We start from the raw sequence: 15567 nt of genomic DNA, 5'->3' as shown, positions 1-15567 counted from the left end.
GTTGGGGGCCGGGCCCGCCCCGCGGGTCAGATGCGGGGCGGGCCCGGCGGCCTTGCGGTGCGACGGTCAGGCGCGGCCGACGTCGACGAAGGACAGGCCGGTCGTCGGCAGCGGCTTGAAGCCCGTGAGCGCGTCACTCGTCCACGCGGTGGGCAGCTTACGGTGCAGCACCGGGTAGAGCGCGGCTTCCTCGGCGACGAGGTCCGTGACCTGCCCCCACAGCTCCTTGCGCCTGCTCTCGTCGGCCTCGCTCGCGGCCTTGTCCAGCAGCGACTTGGTCTTCTTGTACGCGGCCGAACCGGTCCAGCCGTAGCGCTTCTCGGGCCAGAAGCCGTAGTAGAACCAGCGCAGCAGCAGGTCGGCGTCGTTGCCGAAGACCGACGGGTCGCCCGGCGCGGCCAGCACGTCGAAGCTCCCCTTGTCGACCTTGGCGTACTGGGCCGGGGACTGCGCGATGTCCAGCTTGGCGTCGATGCCGGCCGCCGCCCAGCTCTCCTTGATCAGCGGGGCGATGTCCTTGACCCAGCCGGTGTCGGTGAGCATCAGGGTGAAGGACAGCTTGCCGACGCCGGCCTCGGAGAGCAGCTTCTTCGCCTTGGCGACGTCGTGCGTGTAGACGGTCGCGGCCTTGTGGTAGTCCGGGTGCGTCGCGGGCACGTATCCGGAGGCCGGTTCGGCGTTGCCGAGCAGCGCCGTCTTGATGATCTTCTCGGTGTCCAGGGCGTAGTGCAGTGCCTGGCGCACCCGCTTGTCCGCGAACCGCTTGTCCTTGCAGTTGAACATGAGGAACAGCAGCCCGAACGACTGCACCGACTCCACCTTGTTCTTGCCGGTGAAGCCCTTCATGTCGATGTAGGGCACGTCCTCGATGGCCTGTACGCGGCCGGACTGTAGGGCGCTCACCCGGGCGGACGGGTCCGACATCAGGTGCCAGACCATCTTCTTGGCCTTGGCGGGGTGGGGCCCGTTGTACTTGTCGTAGGCCTCCATCACGATCTTGTCCTCGCGCGTCGCGGAGACGAAGCGGTACGGGCCCGAGCCGACCGGCTTGGCGTCGAACGTCTTGGCGTCGGCGCCCGCGATCTTCTTCGGGACGATCCGCACCACGGACACCCGCGAGGGGAACAGGGCGAAGGGGTACTTCAGCTTGAACTCGACGGTGCTGTCGTCGACGGAGGTGACCTTGTCGATGAAGGGCACGAACTGCGCCATCAGCGACGCGTTCTTCTCGTCCAGCACCCGCTCGAAGCTGAAGACCACGTCCTCGGTGGTGACGGCGGAACCGTCGTGGAACGTGGCGCCCTTGCGCAGCGTGGCCCGGTAGGTCGTCGCGTTGATCTTCTTCGGCAGGGCCGTGGCCAGCGCGGGGTGCGCGGTGAGGGTGGCCGGGTCGAGGTCGACCAGGCCCTCGAATATGTGCATGTTCGCCGCGTACGGGGTGGCCCCCGACGTGATCATCGGGTCGAAGCCGGTGGACAGCGGGTAGGACAGGCCGGCCTCGATGGTGCCGGTGTCACCGCCGGCGGACTTCTTCGCGCCGTCGCCGCTGGAAGCCGGGCCGCCGCAGCCCGTCAACCCTGCGGTGATCGCGGTCGTCACACCGATGGCGCTCGTGTATCTCATGAAGGTGCGGCGATCGACGCCGGCTGCGCTGCGCGAGGGCAAGGAGTCCTCCAGGCGGGGGAGAGGGTGACTAAGAATGACCAGAGAGGTGGTCGTTCTGGCAGCAAGTGTGGTGAGAACCTCACAGACTGCGCATCAGACGTATGATGTCTGATGCCTTGATAGTGTGGGAAGGTAGTCCGGTCAAGGAGAGGGGTCAAGAGGTGGCGGTGGAACAGGGGTCCGCGCGGCCGGTGATGCCGGCGCCCAAGTCGGCGCGGCAGCCGCTCAGACAAGAGGTCGTCGACGGCATCAAGACGTACATCCTGCACAACAAGCTCCGCCCGGGTGACCCGCTGCCGACCGAACCGGCCCTGTGCGAGGCCCTGGGCGCGAGCCGCTCCAGCGTGCGCGAGGCGATCAGGATCCTCACCGCACTGGACATCGTCGAAGTCCGCCACGGGCACGGCACGTACGTGGGCCGGCTCAGCCTGTCCGCCCTGGTCGAGAGCCTCACCTTCCGCGGTCTGCTGAGCCCCGACGACGACTTCCAGGTCATGTGGGACCTCGTCGAGGTGCGCGAGCTCTTCGAGCGGGGCATGGCCGAGCGGCTCGTCGACGCGCTGGACGACGAGCAGGTCGACCGGCTCCAGGGGTACGTGGACACGATGCGCGAGACCGGTGCGGGCAGTGGGCACGGGTTCGTCGACGCGGACCGGGCTTTCCACACGCTGCTCGTCGCGCCGCTCGGCAACAACCTGATCGGCCAGCTGTCGGCGGCCTTCTGGGACGTCTACGTCATCGTCGCCCCGCACCTCGACGTGTTCACGCACGAGCACGGGGCCGCCACCATCGCCAACCACCAGCGCATCGTGGACGCCGTGCGCGACCGCGACGCCGATGAGTTCGAGGCGGCACTGGTCGACCACTACGAGCCGGTGCGCCGCCGGATCATGGAGGCGCGGGCCCGCCGCTGACCCGGCCGTTCACGCTTGAGGTACCGCTCCGCCCGAGCGGTACCTCGTTGTGTCTTCGTTGTGCCTTCTCTGCGGGGTTGATCCCGGCCAGTGCTTCTTGACGGGTGTCACGCGGACTCCTAGAGTCCCCTGACAGCAGACATCTGACGTCTGGTGTTCGGTGATGATCCGTCCCCGCGTCGACCCCCTCGCTTCCCTTCCGCCGTGCCCTGCGCACGCCACACCCATCGGGGCCTCTTCTCATGCCGCTGACGGACCTGACCCTCGCCGAGTGCCTCGCACTGCGGCCCGACCTCGACGAACCCGAGGACCTCGACCGGTTCTGGGCCGACACCCTCGACCGGGCGCGGGACACCGGCGCCCGCCCGCACTTCGCGCCCGTCGACACCGGCCTGACCCAGGTGACGACCTACGACGCGACCGTGCCGGGCTTCGACGGCGAACCCGTCCGCGGATGGCTGCACCTGCCCGCCGGCGCACGCGAACCGCTGGGCTGCGTCGTCGAGTTCCTCGGATACGGGCGGGGCCGGGGCCTCGCGCACGAACAACTGCTCTGGGCCAGCGCCGGATACGCGCACTTCATCATGGACACCCGCGGCCAGGGCTGGTCGACGGCCCGAGGCGACACACCGGACGCGGCCGCCGTCGGCGGCTCGGTCCCCGGCTTCCTGACCCGCGGCGTCGAGCGCCCCGAAGACCACTACTACCGGCGGGTGTTCACCGACGCGGTCCGCTGCGTCGACGCCCTGCGCACCCACCCCGCCATCGACCCCGACCGCATCGTGGTGACCGGTGTCAGCCAGGGCGGCGGCATCGCCCTCGCGGTGGCGGGACTCGTGCCGGGCCTCGCGGGCGTCCTCCCCGACGTCCCGTTCCTGTGCGACATCCGGCGGGCCGCGCGGATCTCCGCCACGAGCCCGTACACCGAGATCGCCGCCTACCTGAGCCTGTACCGCGACCGCGCGGACACCGTGTTCCGCACGCTGTCCTACGTCGACGCGGCCCTCCTCGCGGCCCGGGCCACCGCCCCGGCCCTGTTCTCCATCGCCCTGATGGACGACATCTGCCCGCCCTCCACCTGCTTCGCCGCCTACCACCGCTACGCCGGCCCCAAGGACGTCCGCGTCTACGAGTTCAACGGCCACGAGGGCGGCGGCGGTCATCACCGGCGCGAGCAGCTCGGATGGGTGCGCGCACTCCTCGACCCCGGACACCCCGCAGATGTCCGGTCCCTGCACGACCCCCAACTCGTCTGACCCCCACCCGAGAAGAGGTCCGTTCATGCAGCGAAGAGTCACCCTGGCCACCCTCGCCGCGGCGTTCGCCGTCGTGGCCACGACCACGACCGGCGCCCACGGCGCCACCGCGGGCACGCTCACCTCGCAGGACCTGGCGACCGCGGGAACCGGCTCGCCCTACTACCGCATCCCCGCCCTGACCCGGACCGGCCAGGGCACCCTGCTCGCCGCCTACGACGCCCGCCCCACCCTCGCCGACCTGCCCGCCAACATCGGGGTGATGGTGCGCCGCAGCACCGACGGCGGCGCCACCTGGCAGGCCCAGCAGGTCGTCCGCAAGGACGCCGCCCCGAAGGGCTACGGCGACCCCAGCCTGCTCGTCGACCACGACACCGGCCGCATCTTCCTCTTCTACGCGGCCTCCGTGAACCAGGGCTTCCTCGGCTCCGCCACCGGCAACGACGAGAGCGATCCGAACGTCCTCCAGGCCGACTACAGCTACTCCGACGACGACGGCGTGACCTGGAGCCACGAACGCATCACCGCCGACATCAAGGACCCCTCCTGGGGCGGCATGTTCGCCGCATCCGGCGAAGGCATACAGCTGCGCCACGGCACGTACAAGGGCCGTCTGGTCCAGCAGTACGCGATCCGGAAGAATGGCGCGAACTACGCGGTCAGCGCCTACAGCGACGACCACGGCGCCACCTGGAAGATGGGCACGCCCGTGGGCCCGGGCGGCGACGAGAACAAGACGGTCGAGCTGTCCGACGGGCGGATCATGCTCAACAACCGGTCGGCGCCCTACCGGACCGTGGCCTATTCGAGCGACGGCGGTGTCACCTACACCGCCCTCCAGCAGGACACCGAACTGCCCGACCCCGCCAACAACGGCTCGATCACGCGCTTCGCGCCCGGCGTCGACGCCTCGCACCCGCGCGCCTCCTGGCTCATGTTCAGCAACACCGCGACCACCAGCGGGCGCAGCAACCTCACCGTTCGGCTGTCCTGTGACAACGGCCAGAACTGGCCGGTGCGCAAGACCGTCGAGGCCGGGTCGGCCGCGTACTCGACCCTCACCCCGCTCGGCGACGGCACCGGAGCGAACGCGGGCATGGGTCTGCTCTGGGAGCGCGACAACTACCAGCACATCACCTACTCGTCGTTCGACCTGCAATGGCTCGGCGGGGTCTGCGCGCCGGTCACCGTCACCCCGCCCGCGACCCTCAAGGCCGGAGCCACCACCGAGGTCGCCGTCCGCGTCGTCAGCCAGAACGACGTGGCGCTGCCCGCCGGTTCGGTCTCCCTCGCACTGCCGAGCGGCTACACCGCGCCCAGCGTGACCGTGCCCGCGCTCAACCCGGGCCAGGGCGCCACAGTGAAGGTGCCCGTCACCGTGCCCGCGACCGCCACCGCCGCAGCCGTGAAGGCCACCGCCGACTACCAGGTCCGCGGCCGCCAACACGCCTACGGCGACAGCACCTTGACCATCACCACCCAGTAACCCCCGCGGGGCCGCCCGCGAGGGCGGCCCCGTCCGTTCCGATCCACCCACGCACCATCTGGAGTTCCCATGTCCTGGTCCCAGCCTCTTCGCGGCGTCGTCCCGCCCCTGTGCACCCCGCTCGACGCGGCGGGCGAGGTCGACACGGCCTCCCTCGCCCGGCTCGTCGAGCACCTCATCGGCGGGGGAGTGCACGGCCTGTTCGCGCTGGGCTCCAGCAGCGAGGTCGCCTTCCTCACCGACCGGCAGCGCGCCGTGGCCCTGGAGACCGTCGTGGAGGCCGCCGCCGGGCGCGTCCCGGTCCTCGCGGGCGTCATCGACATGACCACCCCGCGCGTCGTCGAACACGCCCGTGCGGCCCGCGCCGCGGGCGCGGACGCCCTCGTGGCCACCGCCCCCTTCTACGCCCGTACCCACCCCGTCGAGATAGCCCGCCACTTCCGCACCCTGCGCCAGCGGGTCGACGCTCCCCTGTTCGCCTACGACGTGCCGGTCTCGGTGCACAGCAAGCTCTCCGCCGCACTCGTGCGGGAACTCGCCGAGGACGGCACGATCGTCGGCCTGAAGGACAGCAGCGGCGACGAGGGCTCGCTGCGTCGGCTCCTCGTCGAACTGGGCGGGCGCGGCGGCCGCGCCGACGGCCCGGCCCCGGCCTTCAGCATCCTCACGGGCTCCGAACTGACCGTGGACGCCGTCCTGTTGGCGGGCGTCGACGGAGTCGTCCCCGGTCTCGGCAACGTGGACCCGGCCGGCTACGTCCGCCTCTACGACGCCGTGCGCGGCGGCGACCTGGACACCGCCGTCAAGGAACAGGAGCGCCTGGTCGAGCTGTTCGGCCTGGTCGACGCCGGCCCGGAGAGCGAGATGGGCCGCAACTCCTCGGCCATCGGAGCGTTCAAGCACGCCCTGAGCCTGCTCGGCGTCTTTACGCAGGGGACCACCGCCGTGTCGCAGATCCAGCTGAGCGCGGACTCCGTCGCCTTCGTCGAGCGGCACCTGCGCGCGGCCGGCCTGCTGCCGGTCCGATGACGCGGACCCTGCCGGTCATCGGCCTCGACCTGGGCGGCACGAAGATCGACGCCGCCCTCGTCGGGGCCGACGGCACGATCCTCGCCCGGCACAGCCTGCCGACCCCGGCGGCCGAGGGAGCCGAGGCCGTCCTCGACGCCCTGGCCGAGGCCGCCGCGGCGGTGCGCGACGCGCGGGCCGAGACCATCGGCGTCGCCGCGGCGGGCGTCATCGACCCCGTGAGCGGGACCGTCACCAGCGCCACCGACACCATCCGCGGCTGGGCCGGCACCGCCCTCGCCGCGGGCCTCGCCGCCCGTACGGGACTTGCCGTGGCCTGCGACAACGACGTCCGCGCCGCCGCCGGCACCGAACTGGCCTCGCTGGACGGGCCGGACGGCTCCCTGATCTACGCGGCCGTGGGCACCGGAGTCGGCGGCGCCGTCGCCGCAGGGGGCCGCATGCTGCACGGCGCCCGCGGCATCGCGGGCCACCTCGGCCACCTGCCCAGCCCCGAGGCCGCCGGACTGCCCTGCACCTGCGGCGCCACCGGCCATCTCGAAGCCATCGCGGCCGGACCCGGCATCGCGACGCACTACGCCGCCGTCACCGGGACCGCGCCCGGCCCCCTCCAGCGGGTCGCCGCGTACGCCCGCTGCGGCGACCCGCACGCCGTGGCCGCCATCACCCTCGGCGCCCGCGCCGTCGGACGCGCCCTGGGCGGCCTCGCCAACGCCCTCGGCCCCGACCGGGTCGTCGTCGCCGGCGGAGTCTCCCGGATCGGCCCGCTGTACCAGGACGCGTTGAGCGAGGCGTTCGCCGCCGAACTCATGGCGCCACTCGCACAGTTGACGCCGAGCGCGCCCCGCGTCGGGCACGACGCGGCGGTCCTGGGCGGCGCCGCGCTCACCCGCACCCTGCCCCTGCACTCACCCCGCACCACCGGAGCCAGCCGATGACGAACCCCCTCGCCGACGCCCTCGCCGACACCCTCACCGGGCGCCTCGTCGTGTCCTGCCAGGCGCCGCCCGGCGACGCGATGCGGCACACCGACACCCTCGTGCGCATGACCCGCGCCGCCGAGGACGGCGGCGCCGCGGCCGTCCGCGTCAACGGGCCCGAGGTCGTCGCGGCCGCCGTCTCCGCCGTCGGCCTGCCCGTGATCGGCCTGTGGAAGGACGGCGACACCGGCGTCTTCATCACCCCCACGGTCCGGCACGCCCGCGCCCTGGTCGAGGCGGGCGCCGCCGTCGTCGCCGCCGACGCCACGGCGCGCCCGCGCCCGGACGGCAGCACCTTCGCCGACCTCGTCACCGCCGTGCACGAGGCCGGAGCCCTGGTGATGGCCGACGTGTCGAACCTCGCCGAAGGGATCGAAGCCGCCCGGCAGGGCGCCGACTTCGTCTCCACCACGCTGTCCGGCTACGTCCCCGGATCGCCGGAGCAGACCGCCCCGGATCTTCGCCTGGTCGCCGAACTGGCCGCGGCCGTCGCCGTACCCGTCGTCGCCGAAGGCCGGATCGCGACCCCGGCGCAGGCGGCCGAGGCGTTGGCCGCGGGAGCGGCGAGCGTGGTCGTCGGCACCGCCATCACGGCGCCCACCGCCCTGACCCGGCTGTTCGTGGAGGGACTCGGCGGCTGATCGAATCCGGACGACTTTCTCCAAGAAGGGCCTGATGCAAGGGGGTTCGGCCGCAGCCGTCGAACCCCCTGGACACAGCACGTCAGCACAGGTCACACGGTGTGTCCGCCCTCCAGGGCCAACTAGGGGCGAACATCGGCCAGTTGAGCCGACTTCAAATATCAAGCACAAATTCCACACATCCCCCTCTTCAGGGGGGTCCTCATGGTCTAGATTGACCGTGCTTCACATGCTGGGACACGAGGCGACAAATGATGATCTATTGATCGGGAGTTGTGGCTGATCAGCAGGCGTTTCCTGGTGTCGGCAGGTGGGGAGATCCATTCGTGGAGTCCAAGAGGGGCCTTGGGTGAGGGGAGCACCCACGGTGTCGACGGGTTCTCGCAGGCTGTCGCGTGCGGCGCGCGGCAGGCGAGTCGATTCCCGTCACGATGGACTCGAACAGCGCTGAACGGCCGAAAGGCCGTGCACGGAAGGCGGGGGCCTTCCGGCGGGAGAACGGCGCGGTGCGGGAGACGGGGGTCTCCTGGGGGAACAGAGTCACCGACCAAGCACCACCACTGGGGACCGGGGGGTTTCTGTGCGGCAGGGGGGATTAGTCGGCCCTTTTTCGTCGGCGCGCGGGCGTCTGACGGACGAGGCGATCGGCCAGCCGGCGAACGACTGGGAGCAGCGGTACCGCCGCTCCGTCATCACGAGTGACATGGTGGCCACCGCCCTGGTGGTCGCGGGAATAGGCAACTTCTTCGGGGCGCGCGACGCGGCCAACTGGCATGAGAAGTGGGGCATTCTGGCCTTCGGCACCGAGCTGCTGGTGCTGGCCGCCCTCACGGTGAGCCGTGCCTGGGCTCCGGCCGTGCTCGGCCAGGGCGCCGAGGAGTTCCGCAGGCTGGGACGCTCGCTGTTCACGGCGACCGTCGTGCTCGCGCTCGGCGGGATAGCGCTCACCTCGCGGAACATCAAACTCTGGATCTTCGTCGCGATACCCGCGATCGGGATCGTCACCATGACCGAGCGGTATCTGCTCCGCCTCTGGCTGCACAAGCAGCGCAAGGAAGGACAGTGCCTCAGACCCGTACTCGCCGCCGGAAGCCCGGACACGGTGCGCGACCTGATCACCCGGACCCGCAAGTTCCCGCACCTCGGCTGGCGGATCGAGGCCGTGTGCACGACGGACGGTCTCGGACCCGACGGTGACCACCTCGACGGAGTACCGGTCGTCGGCCAACTCGCCGACCTCGCCGGGCATGTGCACCGCGACGGCTATCGCGTCGTCGCCGTCACCCCGGACCCGCACTGGACCCCGGACCGACTGCAGCGGCTGGCCTGGAACCTCGAAGGCAGCGATGCCGAGATGGTCGTGGCCCCCGTGCTGATGGAGGTGGCCGGCCCGCGCCTGCACGTCGACGCGGTGCTCGGGATCCCGCTGCTGAGGGTCAGCATGCCGACCTTCACCGGGGCCCGCCGGGCCATCAAGGCGGTCGTCGACCGGCTGGGCGCGGCACTGCTGCTCGTGCTGTTCGCACCGCTGATGGCACTCGTCGGAGTGCTCATCCTGGGAGACAGCCGCGGCGGTGTGTTCTACCGGCAGTGCAGAGTCGGCAAGAACGGCCAGGAGTTCACCATTCTCAAGTTCCGCACCATGGTCGCCGGGGCCCACGCGGCACGCGCCGAACTGGCCGACCAGGACGAGGGCGCGGGACTGCTGTTCAAGATGCGCCGGGATCCTCGGGTGACCCGGGTGGGAACCGTGCTGCGCCGGTACTCGCTCGACGAGCTCCCGCAGCTGTTCAACGTACTCACGGGATCGATGTCGCTCGTCGGCCCGAGGCCTCCGCTGCCGGAGGAGTCCGCAGCGTACGGGCCGGACATAAGGCGCCGGTTGCTGGTCAAGCCCGGACTCACCGGACTGTGGCAGATCAGCGGACGCAGCGACCTGCCGTGGGAGGAGGCCGTCCGCCTCGACCTGCGGTACGTGGAGGACTGGTCACTCGCCCTGGACACAGTGATCTTGTGGAAGACGCTGCGAGCGGTGATCCATGGGCAGGGGGCGTACTGATGCGTGGGGACCGCCGTACCGGCGGCGCGCGGACCGCAGGCCACAAGGGCCTGCCTGGGGGGAGTAACGGGTCATGAGAGTCAGCGTTTTCGGGCTCGGCTACGTGGGCTGCGTGTCGGCCGCGTGCCTGGCCAGCATGGGCCACGAGGTCATCGGGGTCGACGTCAACCAGGTGAAGGTCGACCTGGTCAACGACGGCAAGGCCCCGGTGGTCGAGGAGCGGATCGGCGAACTCATCGCCGACGTCGTGCGGACCGGCGCCCTGCGCGCCACCCGCGACGTCCGTGAGGCGATAGCCGACAGCGAGGTGTCGCTGATCTGCGTGGGCACACCGTCGGAGCCCAACGGCAGCCTGTGCACCACCTATCTGGAGCGGGTCACCGAGGAGATCGGCGCGGCACTGGCCGAGCGCGGCGGACGGCACACCGTCGTCTTCCGCAGCACCATGCTCCCCGGCACCTGCCTCAACCTGCTCGTGCCGATCCTGGAGAAGGCCGTCGGCGGCACCGCCGGCGTGGAGCTCGGCGTCGCGGTCAACCCCGAGTTCCTGCGCGAGGGCACCAGCGTGCGGGACTTCTTCGACCCGCCCAAGACCGTCATCGGCGAACTCGACCCGGCCAGCGGCGACGCCGTCCTCGCGCTGTACGAGGACCTGCCCGGCGAGGTGTTCCGGGTACCGATCCCGACGGCCGAGGCGATCAAGTACGCCGACAACTCCTTCCACGGCCTCAAGATCGGCTTCGCCAACGAACTGGGCGCGGTATGCCAGGCGTTGGGCGTCGACCCGCACCAGGTCATGGACGTGTTCCTCGCCGACCGCAAGCTCAACATCAGCCCCGCCTACCTGCGGCCCGGCTTCGCCTTCGGCGGCTCCTGCCTGCCCAAGGATCTGCGCAGCCTCGTCCACGCGGCCCAGCGCGCCGACGTCTCCGTGCCGATCCTGTCCCACGTGCTGTCGTCCAACGCCGACCACCTGCAGCGCGCGGTCGACATGGTCGAGCGCAGCGGCAAGCGCCGGGTCGGCCTGTTCGGCCTGTCCTTCAAGCCCGGCACCGACGACCTGCGCGAGAGCCCGCTCGTCGAGCTGGCGGAGCGGCTCTTCGGCAAGGGCTACGACCTGCGGATCTACGACGCGAACGTCAGCATGTCCCGGCTGCTCGGCGCCAACCGCGAGTACATCGAGAACCGGCTGCCGCACCTCGCGCAGCTCCTCGCCGACTCCGTCGACGAGGTGCTCGACCACGCGGAGGTGTGCCTGGTCGGCACCAAGGACGAGGCCGTGCTCGCGGCCCTGCCCCACGGTGACGGACCCGACATCATCGACCTCGTCCGCCTCCCCGACGCCGAAGCGCGCCGGACCGAACCGGGATACATGGGCCTTGTCTGGTAGCGCGACCGGCGGCGACGGCAACGGCCGGCGCGCGCTGATTCTGGTGGAGAACCTGTCGGTGCCGTTCGACCGGCGGGTGTGGCAGGAGTGCACGACCCTGCGCGACGCGGGCTGGCAGGTGGACGTCATCTGCCCCCGCGGCGAGAAGCGGGACACGGAGCCGGAGGCGGTGATCGACGGGGTGCGGATCCACCGCTACCCGCTGCGCGCCGCCACCGGCGGCCCGGCAGGCTATCTGCGCGAGTACGGCTCGGCGCTGTGGCACACGGCCCGTCTGGCCCGCAAGGTCGGCCCGGTCCACGTGGTCCACGCCTGCAACCCGCCCGACCTGCTGTTCCTGGCCGCACGCCGGCTCAGGCGGCTCGGCGCGCGGTTCGTCTTCGACCAGCACGACCTGGTGCCCGAGCTGTACCTGTCCCGGTTCGGCCGCGGCAAGGACCTGCTCTACCGCGCCGTGTGCGCGCTGGAGCGGCGCACCTACCGGGCCGCCGACATCGTGATCGCCACGAACGAGAGCTACCGCGACGTCGCCGTCAGCCGCGGCGGCAAGCGGCCCGAGGACGTCTTCGTGGTGCGCAGCGCCCCGGCCGTCGAGCGGTTCCAACCGGTGCCGCCCGAGCCGGAGTTGAAGAACGGCAAGCCTCATCTGCTGTGCTACCTCGGTGTGATGGGCCCCCAGGACGGCGTCGACTACGCGCTGCGGGCCCTCGCGAAGCTGCGCGACGAGTTCGGGCGGACCGACTGGCACGCGGTGTTCGTCGGCTCCGGAGACGCCTTCGACGCGATGGTGGAGCTGTCCCGGTCGCTCGGACTCGACGACCAGGTCCGGTTCACCGGGCGCATCCCGGACGCCGACCTGGTGCGCTATCTGTCCACGGCGGACGTCTGCCTCTCCCCGGACCCGCACAACCCGCTCAACGACGTTTCGACCATGAACAAGGTCCTGGAGTACATGGCGATGGGCCGCCCGCTCGTCTCGTTCGAGCTGCGCGAGGCACGCGTCTCCGCGGGCGACGCCGCCGTCTACGCGCCGGCCAACGACGAGGCCGAGTTCGCCAAGCTCATCACGGTGCTCCTCGACGATCCGGAGAAGCGCGCCGAGATGGGCCGGATCGGCCAGGCGCGGGTCAGCGGGCCGCTCTCGTGGCGGAACTCGCAGGCGTCGCTGCTCGCCGCCTACACCGCGGCGGTCGAGGCGGGGGCGAAGGTACGGACAAGGAAGAGGCCGCGTCGTTGAACGAAGACACGATCCGTCTGGTCACCATCGGACGGATGCTCCGACGGCGGTGGCGGCTGCTCGCCGCCCTCGCCGTGGTGGGCGCGCTCGTCGGCTACGGCGCCTCACTGGTGTTCCCCCCGCGCTACACGACCACGGCCTCGGTCCTGCTGCCCGGGCAGTGGGAGGAGCGCGAGCTGCTCACCCAGGTGGACATCGCGACCAGTTCGACGGTGCTCGACCTCGCCGCCGACAAGCTGCGCTGGTCGGACGTCAGCGGCACCGACCTTCAGGACCAGGTCGTCGCCAAGGCGTCGGACGGCAACATCATCAAGATCTCCGGCACGGCCGACACACCCAAGCACGCCCAGCAGCTCTCCGACCGCACGGCGGAGCAGTTCGTCGGCTTCGCCAAGCAGATCGCGGGCGGCAGCGCCGACAACGAGGCGGCCACCGAGCGCGCGGCGCTGCGCAAGCAGGTCGAAGCGGCCAGCCGCCGCATCAGCGAGCTGGCCGGCGCCGCCGACCCCGGGCAGACCGTGGAGGGCGTCGAGGCCCGCACCTCGCTGGAGAAGCTGCGCACCTCGCTGGAAGAGGCCATGACCAAACTGGACCAGGCCGACCCCGCGAGCAACACGGCCGGCATGGTCGTCATGGGCCCCGCGGCCCGCCCCACCGGCGAGGCAGCTCCCACCCGGGTCCAACTCATCGCCGCCGGCGCCCTGTTGTTCCTCCTCCTCGCGGTGATCGGCCACCTCGCCGCCGCCCGGATGAACCGGCGCCCGCGTACCGAACGCGAGATCGCCGCGGCGCTGGGCGCCGAGCTGATCGGCACCGTCGACGTCCCCGACGACCGGCACGCGCACCGGCCGCAGGGCGGTGGCGCCCGGGCCCGGCTCGGCCGGCTCCTCGGCACGGACTCCCGCTGGGACGCCCCGGCCCCGCAGAGATCGGGCGACGAGGCCGGCAGACGCATCCGCTACCGGCGCGTGTGCGCACGGCTGCGCGACCGGTCGCAGGTGACCCCGCGGCTCCTCGCGGTCGTTCCCGAGGGCGACGCACTCGCCCAGCGGGCGGCCGGGCAGCTCGTCGCCGAGGCCGTGAACGACCCGTCGGACGGGTCCATGAGCGGGGGACACCCGCTGCTCCGCCTGGTGCCGGTCTCGGTGGACCGGCCGATGGTGCCGGACCGCGCGAGCGAGTCCGGAGCCCTGATCGTCGTCAGCGCGGGCCACTGGACCACCGCGGAACTCACCGGCATCGCCCGGGCCTGCGCGGACGGCGGCCACGAGGTCGTCGGCATCGTCGTCGCCGACCCGGTCCTGGCCCGGCACACGCCGTCCGCCGACCACCCTCCGCACAACGCCGCTCCGGCGCCGGCGGTCCACAGCCACGCCACGGGAGGCTCAGCGTGACGACGAGTACGACTCCGGAGTCGTCTGCGAGCACACCGCTCATCGATCTCCAGGGACTGGTGGTGGCGGTGCGCAGGCGCCGTCGTCTCTGGTCGGCCATGGCCGTGCTCGGCATGGTGGGCGGCGGCGCGGTGGCGCTCGCACTGCCGCCGGCGCCGAGCGCGGTCACCAAGGTGCTGGTCGCCCACGCCGAGGATCAGCCGAACGACACCGGGACACTGATACGCACCGACGTCCAGGTTCTGGGAACCACCCGCATCGCCGAACTGGCCCTGAAATCCCTGGGGTCCTCCGAGGATCCCGAGGACTTCATGCGGGACTACCGGGGCACCGGCCTGACCAACAACCTGCTGCAGATCGACGTGACGGGCGACAGCAGGACCCAGGCGGTCGACCGCGCCCGGGCGCTCGCCGACGCGTTCGTCGCCGACCACGTGCGGCGGATGCAGGCCACCGCGAAGGCCGAATCGGACGCCCTGCTCGAACAGCGCGACCGGATGCGCGACGAACTCGCCCAGGTCAACAAGGAGATCGGCGACCGCTCGCCGGACACCGACCCGCAGGCGTCGGCGAGTTTGGAGACGCTCTTCGCCCGCCGGGCCGAACTCAACTCGCGGATCGCCGACTTCGACGAGCGGGCCGCGGAGGCGCGCACCGGCACGCCCCAGGTCGTCGCCGGCACCCAGATCGTGGACGCCCCGCGCGCCGTGCGGTACTCGATGCCCAAGACCGCCGCCACCGACGCCGGGATCGGGCTCGTCCTCGGGCTCGTCCTCGGGCTCGCCGTGGCCGCCGTCGGCGTGGTGGTGAAGGACCGCCCGGTGCTGCGCCGGGACATCGCCGCCCACCTCGGCGCCTCGGTCATCACCGATCTGCCCCGCCGCTCGACCCTGCCGTGGCGACGGCGGCGGTCCCGGGTGGCGCACGAACGGCTCACCGCGAGTCTCGCCCGCACCGTGCGTGGCTCCGCCGAAGCGGTGTCCCTGCTGGAACTGGGCGCGGCCCGCACCACCAGCGTCCTCGCCCTCGACATCGCCAGGCAGCTGTCAGCCGAGAGCCCCGTGGCCGTGATCGACGGGCTGCCCGGCGCTCAGCTCTCCGGCCGCCGCCCGAAGCCGGGCGACCCGGCCGTGATCGGCGGCGAGCGGGCCGCGGCCGAACCGCACCAGGGACTCCGGCTCGGCGTCGGTTCGGTGGCGCCCGGCACGGCCTGGACCGACCTCCAGTACCTCGGCACCCAGACCGTGCTCGTCGTGCGCGCCGGACACGGCAGCGCCGCCTGGCTGCACACCGTGGCACGGCAACTCGCCGATCAGCGCATACCGGTGATCGGGGTGGTGCTGACCGACCCCGATCCGCGGGACCGCACCGACGGCACGCTGTGGGACGGGCTGCACACGGCGCTGCGCGGACGCAGCGAACGACAGGCCAGGCCGGGCGGGACCGCGCGGCGCGCGGAGCGACAGCCGATCTGGGCCGCACACGGCGCGGACAACGACCAGGAGGCGAGGTAACC

At 71.7% G+C, this 15567-nt stretch carries 12 protein-coding genes; 11 read left to right on the top strand and 1 reads right to left on the bottom strand.

Annotation, left to right across the window (positions count from 1 at the left end; translation table 11 throughout):
• Positions 1-66: 66 nt before the first annotated feature.
• A complete protein-coding gene (locus tag ACFVDP_RS02935; protein ID WP_383482219.1) occupies positions 67-1623 on the bottom strand; it encodes an ABC transporter substrate-binding protein in 1557 nt (518 codons plus the stop codon).
• Positions 1624-1859: 236 nt separating this feature from the next.
• Between ACFVDP_RS02935 and ACFVDP_RS02930 the strand changes: the two genes are divergently transcribed.
• The 11 genes from ACFVDP_RS02930 to ACFVDP_RS02880 all read left to right on the top strand — a co-directional run bounded on the left by ACFVDP_RS02930 (position 1860) and on the right by ACFVDP_RS02880 (position 15565).
• On the top strand, positions 1860-2579 hold the full coding sequence (locus ACFVDP_RS02930) for a FadR/GntR family transcriptional regulator (RefSeq protein ID WP_383484290.1): 720 nt from the start codon (positions 1860-1862) through the stop codon (positions 2577-2579).
• A gap of 242 nt (positions 2580-2821) precedes the next feature.
• Positions 2822-3835, top strand: coding sequence for an acetylxylan esterase (locus ACFVDP_RS02925; protein ID WP_383482215.1), 1014 nt, complete (start codon positions 2822-2824; stop codon positions 3833-3835).
• Positions 3836-3860: 25 nt separating this feature from the next.
• Complete coding sequence (locus ACFVDP_RS02920; protein ID WP_383482213.1) at positions 3861-5321, top strand: exo-alpha-sialidase; 1461 nt, start codon at positions 3861-3863, stop codon at positions 5319-5321.
• Positions 5322-5390: 69 nt separating this feature from the next.
• A complete protein-coding gene (locus ACFVDP_RS02915; protein ID WP_383482210.1) occupies positions 5391-6350 on the top strand; it encodes a dihydrodipicolinate synthase family protein in 960 nt (319 codons plus the stop codon).
• Positions 6347-7288, top strand: coding sequence for an ROK family protein (locus tag ACFVDP_RS02910; protein WP_383482207.1), 942 nt, complete (start codon positions 6347-6349; stop codon positions 7286-7288). Before ACFVDP_RS02915 ends, ACFVDP_RS02910 begins: the two co-directional genes overlap by 4 nt.
• A complete protein-coding gene (locus ACFVDP_RS02905; protein ID WP_383482204.1) occupies positions 7285-7971 on the top strand; it encodes an N-acetylmannosamine-6-phosphate 2-epimerase in 687 nt (228 codons plus the stop codon). The genes ACFVDP_RS02910 and ACFVDP_RS02905 overlap by 4 nt, the downstream gene beginning before the upstream one ends.
• Positions 7972-8551: 580 nt before the next feature.
• The gene (locus tag ACFVDP_RS02900) at positions 8552-10030 is read left to right on the top strand and encodes a sugar transferase (RefSeq protein WP_383482201.1); all 1479 of its coding nucleotides are present in this window, start codon (positions 8552-8554) and stop codon (positions 10028-10030) included.
• Positions 10031-10103: 73 nt separating this feature from the next.
• A complete protein-coding gene (locus tag ACFVDP_RS02895; protein ID WP_383482198.1) occupies positions 10104-11420 on the top strand; it encodes a nucleotide sugar dehydrogenase in 1317 nt (438 codons plus the stop codon).
• Positions 11410-12657 carry a glycosyltransferase family 4 protein gene (locus ACFVDP_RS02890; RefSeq protein ID WP_383482195.1) on the top strand — a complete coding sequence of 416 codons (1248 nt, stop codon included), beginning with the start codon at positions 11410-11412 and terminating at the stop codon, positions 12655-12657. Before ACFVDP_RS02895 ends, ACFVDP_RS02890 begins: the two co-directional genes overlap by 11 nt.
• Positions 12654-14051, top strand: a complete 1398-nt coding sequence (locus ACFVDP_RS02885) for a Wzz/FepE/Etk N-terminal domain-containing protein (protein ID WP_383482192.1) — start codon at positions 12654-12656, stop codon at positions 14049-14051. The genes ACFVDP_RS02890 and ACFVDP_RS02885 overlap by 4 nt, the downstream gene beginning before the upstream one ends.
• Complete coding sequence (locus ACFVDP_RS02880; protein WP_383482189.1) at positions 14048-15565, top strand: Wzz/FepE/Etk N-terminal domain-containing protein; 1518 nt, start codon at positions 14048-14050, stop codon at positions 15563-15565. Before ACFVDP_RS02885 ends, ACFVDP_RS02880 begins: the two co-directional genes overlap by 4 nt.
• Positions 15566-15567: the final 2 nt, after the last annotated feature.

This window comes from Streptomyces sp. NPDC057694 (genome assembly GCF_042799415.1).
GTDB lineage: Bacteria > Actinomycetota > Actinomycetes > Streptomycetales > Streptomycetaceae > Streptomyces.
The sequence above is the reverse complement of the archived record's forward strand: the minus strand, read 5'-3'. Positions and strand labels throughout refer to the sequence as shown.